Annotated in this window: 14 protein-coding genes; 12 read left to right on the top strand and 2 right to left on the bottom strand. The window is 54.1% G+C overall.

Annotated features, from left to right (window positions below):
- Positions 1 to 120: 120 nt before the first annotated feature.
- A complete protein-coding gene (gene nlpD, locus PGR29_RS15510) occupies positions 121 to 1,263 on the top strand; it encodes a murein hydrolase activator NlpD (protein WP_045361378.1) in 1,143 nt (380 codons plus the stop codon).
- A gap of 157 nt (positions 1,264 to 1,420) precedes the next feature.
- Positions 1,421 to 2,413, top strand: coding sequence for an RNA polymerase sigma factor RpoS (rpoS, locus tag PGR29_RS15515; protein ID WP_015703292.1), 993 nt, complete (start codon positions 1,421 to 1,423; stop codon positions 2,411 to 2,413).
- Positions 2,414 to 2,465: 52 nt separating this feature from the next.
- On the opposite strand, the gene PGR29_RS15520 is transcribed toward rpoS, so the two are convergent.
- Positions 2,466 to 2,843, bottom strand: a complete 378-nt coding sequence (locus tag PGR29_RS15520; protein WP_015703291.1) for a DUF4440 domain-containing protein — start codon at positions 2,841 to 2,843, stop codon at positions 2,466 to 2,468.
- Positions 2,844 to 2,965: 122 nt separating this feature from the next.
- On the opposite strand from PGR29_RS15520, the gene PGR29_RS15525 reads away from it, so the two are divergent.
- The gene (locus PGR29_RS15525; protein ID WP_087858573.1) at positions 2,966 to 3,853 is read left to right on the top strand and encodes a LysR family transcriptional regulator; all 888 of its coding nucleotides are present in this window, start codon (positions 2,966 to 2,968) and stop codon (positions 3,851 to 3,853) included.
- Here PGR29_RS15525 and PGR29_RS15530 read toward each other — a convergent pair.
- Complete coding sequence (locus tag PGR29_RS15530) at positions 3,850 to 4,269, bottom strand: MarR family winged helix-turn-helix transcriptional regulator (RefSeq protein WP_087858572.1); 420 nt, start codon at positions 4,267 to 4,269, stop codon at positions 3,850 to 3,852. The two genes, PGR29_RS15525 and PGR29_RS15530, sit on opposite strands and share 4 nt — an antisense overlap.
- 173 nt (positions 4,270 to 4,442) lie before the next feature.
- Here PGR29_RS15530 and PGR29_RS15535 point away from each other — a divergent pair, with 173 nt between their 5' ends.
- The 9 genes from PGR29_RS15535 (at position 4,443) to PGR29_RS15575 (ending at position 13,312) form a co-directional block, all read left to right on the top strand.
- A complete protein-coding gene (locus PGR29_RS15535) occupies positions 4,443 to 5,033 on the top strand; it encodes a non-oxidative hydroxyarylic acid decarboxylases subunit B (RefSeq protein ID WP_087858571.1) in 591 nt (196 codons plus the stop codon).
- A gap of 2 nt (positions 5,034 to 5,035) precedes the next feature.
- Positions 5,036 to 6,463, top strand: coding sequence for a non-oxidative hydroxyarylic acid decarboxylases subunit C (locus tag PGR29_RS15540; RefSeq protein ID WP_045361374.1), 1,428 nt, complete (start codon positions 5,036 to 5,038; stop codon positions 6,461 to 6,463).
- Positions 6,464 to 6,473: 10 nt separating this feature from the next.
- Entirely contained in the window at positions 6,474 to 6,710 is a 237-nt protein-coding gene (locus PGR29_RS15545) for a non-oxidative hydroxyarylic acid decarboxylases subunit D (protein WP_087858570.1), read from the top strand.
- A gap of 414 nt (positions 6,711 to 7,124) precedes the next feature.
- A complete protein-coding gene (locus PGR29_RS15550) occupies positions 7,125 to 7,661 on the top strand; it encodes a fimbrial protein (RefSeq protein WP_015703287.1) in 537 nt (178 codons plus the stop codon).
- Positions 7,662 to 7,705: 44 nt separating this feature from the next.
- On the top strand, positions 7,706 to 8,392 hold the full coding sequence (locus PGR29_RS15555) for a fimbria/pilus periplasmic chaperone (protein ID WP_015703286.1): 687 nt from the start codon (positions 7,706 to 7,708) through the stop codon (positions 8,390 to 8,392).
- A gap of 38 nt (positions 8,393 to 8,430) precedes the next feature.
- Positions 8,431 to 11,022 (top strand): fimbria/pilus outer membrane usher protein, encoded by a 2,592-nt coding sequence (locus PGR29_RS15560; RefSeq protein WP_087858569.1) that lies wholly within the window; start codon positions 8,431 to 8,433, stop codon positions 11,020 to 11,022.
- A complete protein-coding gene (locus PGR29_RS15565) occupies positions 11,022 to 11,573 on the top strand; it encodes a fimbrial protein (RefSeq protein WP_087858568.1) in 552 nt (183 codons plus the stop codon). The genes PGR29_RS15560 and PGR29_RS15565 overlap by 1 nt, the downstream gene beginning before the upstream one ends.
- Before the next feature lie 23 nt (positions 11,574 to 11,596).
- Positions 11,597 to 12,148: a fimbrial protein gene (locus tag PGR29_RS15570; RefSeq protein WP_213317180.1), complete on the top strand. Its 552-nt coding sequence runs from the start codon at positions 11,597 to 11,599 to the stop codon at positions 12,146 to 12,148.
- A 21-nt stretch (positions 12,149 to 12,169) separates the two neighbouring features.
- Complete coding sequence (locus PGR29_RS15575; protein WP_316424809.1) at positions 12,170 to 13,312, top strand: type 1 fimbrial protein; 1,143 nt, start codon at positions 12,170 to 12,172, stop codon at positions 13,310 to 13,312.
- Positions 13,313 to 13,364: the final 52 nt, after the last annotated feature.

The raw sequence follows: 13,364 nt of genomic DNA on the forward strand, positions 1-13,364 counted from the left end.
GGATTATTCCAGGTTTTTTTTGCCTAAGTTTAGGCGTAGGGTGGACACATTTTTCAGTGTCCTGGCCGGGCGCTGCCCGGTAAGCAAGATATTGGCAGTTAACATATTCCTGGGGGATAAATGAGCGCGGGAAGCCCAAAATTTACCGTAAGCCGTATTGCGGCGTTGTCACTGGTTTCACTCTGGCTGGCCGGGTGTACAAATACCAATAATCCGCCTGCGCCGGTGAATTCGGCAAGCGGCGCTGCGTCCTCCAGCACCAATTCCGGGATGCTGATTACACCGCCATCCTCCGGCGCGCAGCAAGTTCCTCCGGCTCAGCCGATTCAACCGATGCAGACCCAGCCAATTCAGACCCAGCCGACTCAGGTTCAGCCGATGGCTCAACAACCGGTGCAGACGGTGAACGGTAAGATTGTTTACAACCGTAAATATGGCGATATTCCGAAAGGTAGCTATACCGGCGGCAGTACCTATACCGTTAAGCGCGGCGATACCCTGTTCTATATCGCGTGGGTCACCGGCAACGATTTCCGCGACCTTGCGGAACGCAACAACGTCCCGGCGCCGTACGCGCTGAACGTGGGCCAGGTGCTGCAGGTCGGCAACTCCGCAGGCCAGCCGATCACCGGCGAAAACCCGGTATCTCAGGCTAGCGCGCAGGCAAGCGGCGGTGCGACGGCCACCACAACTTCTGCACAAAAATCCACCGCAGTGGTTGCGTCACAACCGACTATTACGTATTCTGAATCTTCAGGTGAACAGAGTGCTACTAAGATGTTGCCGAATAATAAACCAGCAACGACCACAACAACGGTCGCTCCGGTTACGGCGCCATCAACCGTTAGCACAACCCAACCGACTGCAAGCAGTACGTCTACCAGTTCGCCGATCTCATCATGGCGCTGGCCGACTGATGGCAAGGTTATCGAGAACTTTAGCGGCGCGGAAGGCGGCAATAAAGGTATCGACATTGCAGGCAGTAAAGGACAGGCTATTGTCGCGACCGCCGATGGGCGCGTCGTCTATGCCGGTAACGCACTGCGCGGTTACGGTAATCTTATTATCATCAAACACAACGATGATTACCTGAGTGCCTACGCTCATAACGATACCATGCTGGTTCGGGAGCAACAGGAAGTCAAAGCGGGGCAGAAAATCGCTACCATGGGTAGCACCGGAACCAGCTCAACAAGATTACATTTTGAAATTCGTTACAAGGGGAAATCCGTCAACCCGCTGCAGTACTTACCGCAGCGATAATTTGGCAAAGTACGGATAAGCGTAACACCATGAAAGGCGCCAGGGCGGTCGCGATATGCCTCCTTCAGTGGAGGTATAAAGAGGATAACTCCGGCGTCGTTTAGTGATGGGTCGCGGAAGGTGCTTTGCTCAGGGATCACGGGTAGGAGCCACCTTTATGAGTCAGAATACGCTGAAAGTTCATGATTTAAATGAAGACGCGGAATTTGATGAGAACGGAATGGAGGTTTTCGACGAGAAAGCCTTAGTAGAAGAGGAACCCAGTGATAGCGATCTGGCTGAGGAAGAGCTGCTGTCGCAAGGCGCCACCCAACGCGTTCTCGATGCGACACAGCTGTATCTTGGTGAGATTGGTTATTCCCCGCTGCTGACGGCCGAAGAGGAAGTCTATTTCGCCCGTCGCGCACTACGTGGAGATGTTGCTTCACGCCGTCGCATGATTGAAAGTAACCTGCGTCTGGTGGTGAAGATTGCTCGTCGTTATAGCAATCGTGGTCTGGCGCTGCTGGATCTGATTGAAGAAGGTAACCTCGGCCTGATCCGCGCAGTTGAGAAGTTTGACCCGGAGCGTGGGTTCCGTTTTTCAACCTACGCCACCTGGTGGATCCGTCAAACGATTGAACGGGCGATTATGAACCAAACCCGTACCATTCGTTTGCCTATCCATATTGTGAAAGAGCTGAACGTTTATCTGCGTACCGCGCGCGAGTTGTCGCATAAGCTGGACCACGAGCCAAGCGCCGAAGAGATAGCCGAACAGCTGGATAAACCGGTTGATGACGTTAGCCGTATGCTGCGTCTGAACGAGCGCATTACCTCAGTGGATACCCCGCTGGGCGGTGATTCAGAAAAAGCGCTGCTGGATATTCTGGCCGATGAAAAAGACAACGGCCCGGAAGACACCACGCAGGACGATGATATGAAACAAAGCATCGTCAAATGGCTGTTCGAACTGAACGCCAAACAGCGTGAAGTACTGGCTCGTCGTTTCGGGCTGCTGGGATATGAAGCCGCAACGCTTGAAGATGTGGGTCGTGAAATCGGCCTGACCCGCGAACGCGTGCGTCAGATTCAGGTGGAAGGCCTGCGCCGCCTGCGGGAGATCCTGCAGGGACAGGGGCTAAACATCGAAGCGCTATTCCGCGAATAAATCGTTTTCTCTCAAAAAGGCCCAATCCAGCGATTGGGCCTTTTCCTTTGTATTAACCGATACGGGTTTCCTGCAGGTGACGCCAGAGGATTTTTCCCTCAATGCGTTGAAATATCGCCGTCGACCAGCGCACGACTTCGCCTTGTTCCGGCAGGGTCTGGCTTTCGCGGTACAGCACCGCGCCGCCGTCATGCCATTCGCTCAACACCTGCGCATTATCAACCACGATACTTAATCCCGGGCGACTGCCGCCTGCGCTATGGAAAAAACCGCTTACCGTTGGGTAATCCATCTTTGCGCCGCTGATAGGGACCATTGTAAATTCTTGCGCAAAGCGGCTCATTAGCGCTTGCGCGCTACCTTCTTTCCGGCCCAACCATTGTTCAATGATTACGTGGGCGTCGATAACTTCTTGGATCCATGGGTTCATGTTTACTCCAGGTTAAGCTGCAGGCAATGCAGGCGATTACTGTAAACCGCGCCTCAGGGGCGGATAAACGCGCTTTTCAGGGATATACTGTCTAAAAATTTTTGACAATAAGCACTATTCAAATGCTAAACCTGCAGCGCGTTACCATGTTTGTCGCCGTTGTTGATGCCGGGAGCTTTACCGCCGCGGCGACGGCGCTTGGCCAGACCAAAGCGGTGGTCAGTTTTAACGTTCGCCAGCTTGAGAGTGAGCTGGGGGTGACGTTGCTTCTGCGTTCGACGCGCCGGTTAACGCTCACCGAAGCCGGGGCGGTGTTTTACCAGCGCGGCGTTGGGCTGCTGAAAGCCGCGGAGAATTTACAGGACGAGGTGCGCGCCAGCCACACCGGGTTAAGTGGTGAACTGCGGATCACCACCACCCCGGAATATGGCGCGCAGGTGATCATCCCGGCGCTGGCGGAATTCGCTCGTCGACATCCGGCGCTGCGGGTGCGCCACGTCTCATCGTCGTATCACGCGGATTTGATCTCTGAACGTTTTGATGTCGCGATCCGCCTCGGTACCCTGGCCGATTCACGCTATCACGCGGCTCGGATTTCGCGTTTCGCCATCGTGCCCGTGGCCTCGCCGATTTGGCTGGATAAACATCCGCTGCGCACGCTTGCCGACCTGGCGCAGGCGGCGTGGATTGTTAACGAGCGCTTAGCGACCCCGCTACGCTGGCAGCTCCTGACCGTCGAAGGGCAATCGATCGCTTTTGAAATTACGCAACCACCGCGGATCTCAGCCGATAGCGCACAAGCGTTAATGGGCTTTGCGCTGGCGGGAAGCGGGGTGGCGCTGCTCCCGGAGTGGCTGGTGGCTGAAGCCATCGCGCGGCAGGAGCTAGTGCGGGTATTGCCGGAGTATATTTTTCCCTCTCAGGGGGTATACGCCGTCTACCCGGACGCGCAGCATGTGCCAACCAAGGTCCGGGCATTTATCGATTTTCTGCGCGAGCGAACCGCTTAATCCGCGGTTTTACTTTCCATCATTTTCAGCACCAGCCGGGAAAACTGCGCGCGCTCCTCTTCGTTAAGGCGGCTCAAAAACTCTTCATCGACACGGTTGCCCTGCGGCATGGAATTTGCGAGCAGCGCCTGTCCTTCATTCGTCAGATAGACAAAGCGGCGACGTTTATCTGTCGGATCGTGTTCGCGGCGCACCAGCCCGCGTTTTTCCATCCGGCTTAGCATCTCCGCCAGCGTCGCTTTCGTGCTGACGGCCGCTTCGATAAGCGTCACCTGCTCGATACCAGGATGTTCGGCGACCGAGCGCATCACCGCGTATTGCGGCTTGGTCAGTTCCGGTAATTCATGTTGCCAGCGCGCGGTGTGCTGTTGAAAAAGCTGGCGCAGAAGGTGGAACGCCTCGTTACGTAACTCCATGAACACTCCGTCACAAAAATATCACCTTTATGATAGCCGCATTTACGGCTTCTTTTCACATCTCATTTTTTTGATTATTGATGCGGATCGTATGCGAACGATATTGAGATCCCGTAAAAATGAGCGTAGTTTTAATACAAAGGTTCGTATACGAACAATGTATGAGGTAGTGAATGAAACTGATTATTGGGATGACCGGGGCGACCGGCGCGCCGTTGGGCGTCGCGCTATTGCAAGCGCTGAACGAAATGCCGGATGTGGAAACGCACCTGGTGATGTCGAAATGGGCAAAAACCACTATTGAGCTGGAAACGCCCTATAGCGCTCGTGAAGTCGCCGCGCTGGCGGACTTCTGCCATAGCCCGGCGGATCAGGCCGCGACCATCTCATCAGGATCGTTTCGTACCGACGGCATGATTGTTATCCCCTGCAGCATGAAAACGCTGGCAGGTATCCGCGCAGGCTATGCGGAAGGGTTAGTCGGCCGCGCGGCGGATGTCGTGCTGAAAGAGGGGCGCAAGCTGGTTCTGGTGCCGCGTGAAATGCCGCTGAGCACCATTCATCTGGAGAACATGCTGGCGCTGTCGCGCATGGGCGTGGCGATGGTGCCGCCGATGCCTGCCTACTACAACCACCCGGAAACGGTGGAGGATATCACCAACCATATCGTGACGCGGGTGTTGGATCAGTTTGGTCTCGAATACCGCAAAGCGCGCCGCTGGAACGGCCTGCGCGCGGTCGAGAATTTATCACAGGAGAATTAGTCATGGCTTTTGATGATTTACGCAGCTTTTTGCAGGCGCTGGATGAGCAGGGGCAACTACTAAAAATTAGCGAAGAGGTGAATGCCGAGCCGGATCTCGCCGCTGCCGCTAACGCCACAGGGCGCATCGGCGACGGCGCGCCAGCGCTGTGGTTCGATAACATTCGCGGCTTTACCGATGCCCGTGTCGCCATGAACACCATCGGTTCCTGGCAAAACCACGCGATTTCGCTGGGGCTGCCGCCAAACACGCCGGTGAAAAAACAGATTGATGAATTTATTCGCCGCTGGGATAAATTCCCGGTAACGCCGGAGCGTCGCGCTAATCCAGCGTGGGCGGAAAACACCGTTGATGGCGACGATATCAACCTGTTCGATATTCTGCCGTTGTTCCGCCTGAACGATGGCGACGGTGGTTTCTATCTCGACAAAGCCTGCGTGGTTTCTCGCGATCCGCTTGACCCGGACAACTTCGGTAAACAGAACGTCGGCATTTACCGGATGGAAGTGAAAGGCAAGCGCAAGCTGGGCCTGCAGCCGGTACCGATGCACGATATTGCGCTGCATCTGCATAAAGCGGAAGAGCGCGGTGAGGATCTGCCCATTGCCATCACTCTGGGTAACGATCCGATTATTACCCTGATGGGCGCCACGCCGCTGAAATATGACCAGTCAGAATATGAGATGGCGGGCGCGCTGCGCGAAAGCCCGTATCCCATCGCCACCGCACCGCTGACCGGCTTTGACGTACCCTGGGGCTCGGAAGTGATCCTTGAAGGGGTGATTGAAGGGCGCAAGCGTGAAATTGAAGGGCCGTTCGGCGAGTTCACCGGCCACTACTCAGGCGGCCGCAATATGACGGTGGTGCGTATCGATAAAGTCTCTTATCGCACAAAACCGATTTTTGAATCGTTGTATCTCGGAATGCCGTGGACCGAAATCGACTATCTGATGGGCCCGGCGACCTGCGTGCCGCTGTACCAGCAGCTGAAAGCCGAGTTCCCGGAAGTGCAGGCGGTCAACGCCATGTACACCCATGGCCTGCTGGCGATTATCTCCACCAAAAAACGCTACGGCGGTTTTGCCCGCGCGGTGGGATTACGGGCGATGACTACCCCGCATGGCCTCGGTTACGTGAAAATGGTCATTATGGTTGATGAAGATGTCGACCCGTTCAACCTGCCGCAGGTGATGTGGGCACTCTCCTCGAAGGTCAACCCGGCGGGCGACCTGGTGCAGTTGCCGAACATGTCGGTACTGGAGCTCGACCCTGGTTCCAGCCCGGCGGGGATCACCGACAAACTGATTATCGACGCCACCACCCCGGTTGCGCCGGACCTTCGCGGTCACTACAGCCAGCCGGTGCAGGATTTACCGGAAACCAAAGCCTGGGCTGAAAAACTGACCGCCATGTTGGCCAACCGTAAATAAGGAGAAGAAGATGATTTGTCCACGTTGCGCTGATGAACAGATTGAAGTGATGGCGACGTCGCCGGTAAAAGGGGTATGGATCGTTTATCAGTGCCAGCACTGCCTCTATACCTGGCGTAATACCGAACCGCTGCGTCGTACCAGCCGCGAACATTATCCGCAAGCGTTTCGCATGACGCAGAAAGATATTGATGAGGCGCCGCAGGTGCCGCATATTCCACCGCTGTTGGCGGAAGATAAGCGTTAAATGACTGGCCCGGATATTCCGGGCCTTTTTATGTAGAATTAAAGGGCGTGACAAGTATTTTTAATTAGATTATAACTAATGACGTAATCATTAATGGTTATAATTCACATCTTGTCAGCTATCATTACTCATTTTTTCTTCTCCCTGGTCGTTTTTTCAAACAGTCAACCCTGCGTAAGTTTTTAATTAAATACATCCAGTTTGAATCAATCTGTAAATATCTTGTAGTCTAAATATGGACTCGAACGAGTATTTAGAAATACATATTAACGCCCATTTTTTTCGAAGCGAGTTAATAAGCATTATCACTGAACGTGCATTATTTAATGGGCGTTTGGTGATAATGCTTTTCGATTGTCATGATGACAGCGTTAATAATTGCGATGTTTATTATTTTTATTGGGATATTAAAGAATGAAACTTACTAAAATCGGCGCAGCTCTGGTTCTGACTTTTGGCATGAGCGCGGCAGCGATGGCATCTAACACCATTACCTTTAACGGTGAAGTGCTGGAGACGGGTTGCAATATCACTGTTGATGGCGGTACTCCGGATGCAACCGTTGAACTGGGCAGCGTGGCAGCAACTGATTTGGTAGCAAAAGGTGACCTCGGCGCGCCGAAACAGTTCGTTTTTAATCTGGACCAGTGCCCGACTGCGTCCAATGTCAATATTGTCTTCTCTGCGCCGGTTGACCCGGTGGCTGGTGATGACTCGTACTTCGCGAATACTGCCAGTGGGGTTGGTGTCACTGCTGCACAAAACGTTGCCGTTCAACTGAAGCAAGGCGGTTCTAATGGCACCATCGTGAAGAACAATGCAGACAACGATCCTATTACCCTGGACTCTGGTTCTGCTACCGAGACCTACACCGCATCGATGATTGCTGTTGATCAGGCTGTTGCTGGTACGGTTCAGTCCGTCGTGACCTATAACGTCCGTTATAACTAATCCTGAAGGAGGGGAAACCCTCCTTATATTTTTGTGAGTGCATAATGAAACCCATCGCAGCTTTTGTTTTTTGTGTGGCCGCCGTTGCCAGCCTGAATGCGTCTGCCAGTATCGTTACCGGCGGAACGCGGGTGATTTTTGACGGCTCCCATCAGGCCGCCTCGTTATCCGTGGAAAACTCGGACAAAGTTACCAATCTTGTGCAATCCTGGGTCAGTCCCGCCGAAGGTAGCGCGCTGAAAAAAGAAACTATGATTATTACGCCGCCGCTGTTTCGCCTCGAAGCCGGGAAAAAAGCGTCGATCCGTATTGTTCGTTCAGGGATGCCGGTTCCGGAAGATCGCGAATCATTATTGTGGCTAAACGTAAAAGGTATTCCCGCTACGGATGATAGTTCTGCTGGCAAAAATACCATGCAGATTGCCATCAATTCGAAAATTAAGCTGATCTATCGCCCGGTTGCGCTCAAAGGCCAGTCGCCGGAAAGCAGTGCAAATAAAGTGGTATGGAAGCCGGCTGCCGGTGGTGTGCAGGTCAATAACCCGACGCCGTTTTATATGAACTTCTCCCGCATAGAAATTAATAATCATGCGCTCAGCGGCCAATATTTTGTCGCACCGTTCTCCACGCTGAATATTTCCGAAGGGAAGATCCCCTCCCACGGCAAAGTGACCTGGTCGCTGATTAATGATTACGGCGTGAAAGGTCAGGACAAAGTCTCTTCATATTAATCGGCACGGTACGTATCCCGTACGGATACAGGGTAATAATGGAAAAAGTTAAGCATACCTATGTCCTTTCTTTAGGGCTGGGGCTCAGTATTGCCTTCAGTTCTTTCAGCACCAATGCTCAGGAACATTTTAACCCTCGTCTTTTGGAAACGGATAGTACAGAGAGGCCAATGATGGATCTCAGTCTGTTTGCCAAAGATGAGGTACCGCCTGGTGACTATAACGTCGATATTTATATCAACGGTAGCCTGGTGGATACTAAAACCATTTCCTTTCGCAAGCTGTCGGACGACAAAAACACCACTGCCGGGCAGGTTGTTGGAGCGTGCCTGAGCGTGTCTGAGCTGAAAGCCTGGAATGTGCGGGTCGATAACTACTTTAGCGAACAGGACAAAGCCAGCGAGTGCGCCAGCCTGCAGGCTATTCCGGGTCTGGAACAGAAAATGGATCTGGCGAATCAGCGCTTTGATCTCACTATCCCGCAGGTTGCCCTGCTCAACACCGCCCGTGGCTACGTTTCGCCAGAACGATGGGATGAAGGTATTGCCGCCGGTTTGCTTAACTACAGCGTCTCTGGTCAGCAGGATTTGCACCACCGTAATGGCGTGGACAGTAGCAACCAGTTCGTCAGCCTACAGCCGGGGCTGAACCTGGGGGCGTGGCGTTTGCGTAACTATTCCACCTACAGCCACTCTGAATCCGAAAGTGAGTGGGATTCGGTGTACACCTACGCTTCCCGCGATATTAAATCTCTGAAAAGCCAACTGGTTCTCGGGCAGGGCACCACCCGTGGCGGCGTGTTCGATAGCGTGGGTTTTACCGGGGTACAGATGTATTCCGATAATGATATGAAGCCGGACAGCATGCAGGGCTTCGCGCCGGTGATCCGCGGTATCGCCCGCAGCAACGCCGAGGTCACGGTGTACCAGAACGGACACAGCATCTATAAGGCTACGGTGCCGCCGGGGCCATTCGAATTCAGCGATATGTACCCGACCGGTAGCTCCGGCGACCTGAAAGTGGTGATCAAAGAGTCTGATGGTTCGCAAAGTAGCTTCATCGTCCCTTACGCCACATTGCCGGTGCTACAGCGCGAAGGACAGGTGCAGTATGGCCTGGTGGCGGGTAAAACCCGCCAGGACGGCTCGGATTCGCGGGCGGAAGACTTTAACTTTGTCCAGGGATCGGCGGCCTGGGGCGTCGGCAAAGGCGTGACGCTGTATGGCGGCTATATTCAGGCGGAAGACAAATACTCTAACCTGATTGCCGGTACCGGTTTTAACCTCGGCAGCGCCGGGGCGCTCTCTTTTGATATTTCACAGTCGTGGGCGGATGTCCCGCAGCCGGACAATATACGGCAGATGGAACACCATAGCGGCCAGTCGTACCGCGTGCGCTACAGCAAGACGCTGCAGCAGACCAACACCGATATTGCGGTGGCTGGCTACAAATTCTCAACCCGCGGTTATCTGTCGTTCCAGGATTTCCTCAATGATTGGGACCCGGGCAACAGCGCCATCGATAACGGTCGCGAACGTAACCGTTTCGACGTGACTATCTCGCAGACGCTGCCTTTCGGTACGTTATCCCTGACCATGTATGACGCCTCCTACTGGAACAGCCAGCACGCCGACTCGCTGAACCTCGGCTTCAGCAGCACGCTGGGGCCGGTATCGTACTCGCTGAACTATGCGCACACGAAAAACGTTGATGGCGGTTATGGCAACGATTCTGATGAATACGATGACGATAACGTCTTCTCGCTTAACTTTAGCGTACCGTTCAGCGCCTTCAGCAATAGTGAAGCGGCGCAGTCGATTTCGGCTAACTACTCGATGAACAGCAGCAAACACGGCGATACCACGCATAACATCGGTATTTCCGGCACCGCAATGCAGCAAAACCAGCTCAACTGGCAGGTATCGGAAGGCTATAACGCCGATGCAGAAGCGACCAACGGCAACGTTACCGTCGGCTACCAGAGCTCGTATGCCGATGTGTCCGCCGGTTACAGCTACGACGACTACAGCCGTCGTCTGAACTATAGCCTGCGCGGCGGAATGGTGGTTCACAGCGGCGGTATTACCCTGGCCCGTCAGTTGAATGACAGCGTAGCGCTGGTGGAAACGCCGGGCGTCTCCGGGGTGCCGATCAACGGTCAGACTAACGTCCATACCGACTACTTTGGTAATGCGATTGTGCCGTACGTGCGTCCGTACCACAGTAACCAGATTTCGCTCAATACCGTGGAGGCCAGCGATGCCACTGCGGCCATTGATAACGTCGCCAAAACCGTGGTGCCGACCAAAGGCGCGGTGGTCCGCGTGAAGTACAACACCTGGATTGGCCGGAAGGCGATGATGACGTTGATCTTCAACGGTAAGCCGGTGCCGTTCGGCGCGGTAGTCACGCAAACCAGTGATGATTCGGACGACACCCGCAGCAGCATCGTCGGCGACAGTGGCGAAGTGTACCTGGTTGGTCTCGCCGATAAAGGGCAACTGATGGTCAAGTGGGGCGACGGGGCGAACAAACAGTGTGCCGTTGACTACTCACTGGCGGGCGCGAAGTCGCAGGCCGATATTCTGTTTATCAACGGGATATGTCATCCCGTCCCGGGGGCTCACTGATGTCACGCTTTCATTTTGCTACCGTCCGACGCATGGCGGCGACGGGCCTGCTCTTCGTTGCCGGGCTGCCGTCTGCGCTGGCGTACAACACACAGGATGTCATTAACTTCAGCGTCACGGGGAATATTGTGGCAGGCAGCTGTAATGTTAGCTATCCCGCGACCGTTGAACTGGGAACCTATCTGCCAACGGATTTTATTAATGAGGGCGATAGCACGGACAATGTCCCGTTCACCGTCTCTTTCACTAACTGTTCTCCCTCGCTGACTAAAGCGACGGTAGCGTTTACCGGTGCCGTAGATGGAACCCAGCCATTCTATTTTGCCAACGGGATTACGGCAGAGGGGGGCGGGGCAACCGATGTTGCACTGGAATTATTAACCGATGCGGATCACTGGCAAATGTCTAACGGGCAGAGTCATGACGTCACTCTCGAGTCAGACAGTCATGCCGGTGAGATAATTTTTGTCGCAAGAATGGCAACCCCAGGCCACAACCCCGGCACCGGGGAGTTCCAGAGCGTCGTCACCCTGAACGTTGTTTATAACTAGTTACCTGATAAAAGGCAGGAGAGATGTCAAAATTTTTATATGCTGTTCTGTTTTTAACGGGGATGCTGGTTAGCGCAATGCCAGCTCTGGCTCGGGATAATAATCTCCAGCAGACACGTGATATTACCTTTCACGGCAGGATTGCCGCAGGGACCTGTAATGTCACCACTCCTGAAACCGTAGATCTGGGGAAATACTATAAAGGAGACTTTTCTGTTGCCGGCGGTAACACCGGCAACGTTCCAGTCACCATCAGTTTTGACAGCTGTACTGCTGAAATCAGCCAGGCCACCGTCACTTTCACCGGCACACCCTATTCCGAAGACTCGACCTATGGCTCGGTCATTTATGCCAATCAGGTGACGCCTGATGCCGATGGCGCTACCGATGTTGGATTGCAGTTGTTCGATTATCCAGCTATCCACGTGGCGCTGGCCAATGGGGTGAGTTATCCGGTACCCATTGAAAATGGCGCGGGCGCATTGAAATTTATTGCCCGCATGTACACCCCTCATGGCGCCCCAACGGCGGGTAAATTCAGCTCCGCGGTCACGTTGAACGTGACCTATAACTAACCCCGATTTAAGGCAAACAACGTGTTAAAATTTTTATATGCCACCCTGTTATTGTTGGGGCTGTTTCCGCTGGCGGCCCAGGCGGTTTGTCATCGTATCGACGACACGCCATCGCAATCTTATGTTGCGATGCCGCAGCAGCTACTGGTCTCCAGTAAAAATTATGCGCCGGGCGAGATCCTTTATGACTCCGGATATATGTCCGGCGGCACGACAACCATCAAGAACTGTGCGGGGACCTATTACGTCGGCTTTCACTACGCCGGCGCGTTAACCACCGCCAGCCCGCTGCAGGATAATGTTTATCCGCTGAGTAATGGCTCAACCGCCACCGGGCTCGGTATTCGCGTCTATACCATTAATCAGGCGGGTCCGTTTGATGACGAACGGGCGATCGATAACAGCTGGCAGGAACACGATGCCGGGGCGGGCTCCGACCACACCCTCAACAATTCCGCTTATCGGGTGCAAATTATCGCCACCGGCGGGCCGATAACCAGCGGCACGTTTAACGTACCGAGCCCGCTGGCGCGGGTCGACTATCGCGAAACGCAGAGTATTGATAGCAGTGATGGCGACATCGCCTCCACGCTGACGCTGTCGACCACCACGGTTGAAGTACATGCGATGGGCTGTACGGCGGATGTGGCGAGTCTCAACTTCCCAATGGGGGATGTCGAAGTGTCGGCATTTGATAGTACCGGCTACGTCTATTCCGGTCCGGAAAAAAACGTCAATCTGACCTGCGAGCCGGGAACCAATGTCTCGATGACCATGAATGCGGCGACGGTGTCCGGCGATAACTCAACTATTGCGCTATCCGATAATGGCGACGGGAGTACGGCGACGGGGGTGGGGGTACAGCTGGAAAGAAAACTTCCCAATGGCGGATTCTATGTGTTGATGAGCGCAGGCCAGACGGTACCGATCTTTTACTCAAAGCGCAGCGACACTTCAACCTGGTCTGCGGGGACCGACGCTGATGGCGCTACTCCCTTTTCCGGTGATACCGACACGGCTAGTACCTATGCTGACGCGACCAACCCTGGCGGCGCTTCCGCCAATGAAACTCTGACCTTCCGGGCTAACTACCATAAAATAGGGGAAACCATTACCCCCGGTACCGCCAATGCCACCGGGACGATCACCCTGCAATATAACTGATGCTAAAAACAAAAAGCCTGACGATGACGCCAGGCTTTTTGCTATTTAGCGG

The sequence above is a fragment of the Klebsiella sp. 141203 genome (assembly GCF_032601985.1).
Classification (GTDB): Bacteria; Pseudomonadota; Gammaproteobacteria; order Enterobacterales; family Enterobacteriaceae; genus Klebsiella; species Klebsiella aerogenes.

What these genes read in the sequence shown, in the direction of transcription:
- PGR29_RS15555 (WP_015703286.1), top strand. Translation starts at nt 7,706, where the DNA reads ATGAAACCCATCGCAGCTTTTGTTTTTTGTGTGGCCGCCGTTGCCAGC.
- PGR29_RS15530 (WP_087858572.1), bottom strand. Translation starts at nt 4,269, where the DNA reads ATGGAGTTACGTAACGAGGCGTTCCACCTTCTGCGCCAGCTTTTTCAA.
- PGR29_RS15525 (WP_087858573.1), top strand. Translation starts at nt 2,966, where the DNA reads ATGCTAAACCTGCAGCGCGTTACCATGTTTGTCGCCGTTGTTGATGCC.
- PGR29_RS15520 (WP_015703291.1), bottom strand. Translation starts at nt 2,843, where the DNA reads ATGAACCCATGGATCCAAGAAGTTATCGACGCCCACGTAATCATTGAA.
- PGR29_RS15540 (WP_045361374.1), top strand. Translation starts at nt 5,036, where the DNA reads ATGGCTTTTGATGATTTACGCAGCTTTTTGCAGGCGCTGGATGAGCAG.
- PGR29_RS15570 (WP_213317180.1), top strand. Translation starts at nt 11,597, where the DNA reads ATGTCAAAATTTTTATATGCTGTTCTGTTTTTAACGGGGATGCTGGTT.
- PGR29_RS15550 (WP_015703287.1), top strand. Translation starts at nt 7,125, where the DNA reads ATGAAACTTACTAAAATCGGCGCAGCTCTGGTTCTGACTTTTGGCATG.
- nlpD (WP_045361378.1), top strand. Translation starts at nt 121, where the DNA reads ATGAGCGCGGGAAGCCCAAAATTTACCGTAAGCCGTATTGCGGCGTTG.
- PGR29_RS15545 (WP_087858570.1), top strand. Translation starts at nt 6,474, where the DNA reads ATGATTTGTCCACGTTGCGCTGATGAACAGATTGAAGTGATGGCGACG.
- PGR29_RS15560 (WP_087858569.1), top strand. Translation starts at nt 8,431, where the DNA reads ATGGAAAAAGTTAAGCATACCTATGTCCTTTCTTTAGGGCTGGGGCTC.
- PGR29_RS15535 (WP_087858571.1), top strand. Translation starts at nt 4,443, where the DNA reads ATGAAACTGATTATTGGGATGACCGGGGCGACCGGCGCGCCGTTGGGC.
- PGR29_RS15565 (WP_087858568.1), top strand. Translation starts at nt 11,022, where the DNA reads ATGTCACGCTTTCATTTTGCTACCGTCCGACGCATGGCGGCGACGGGC.
- rpoS (WP_015703292.1), top strand. Translation starts at nt 1,421, where the DNA reads ATGAGTCAGAATACGCTGAAAGTTCATGATTTAAATGAAGACGCGGAA.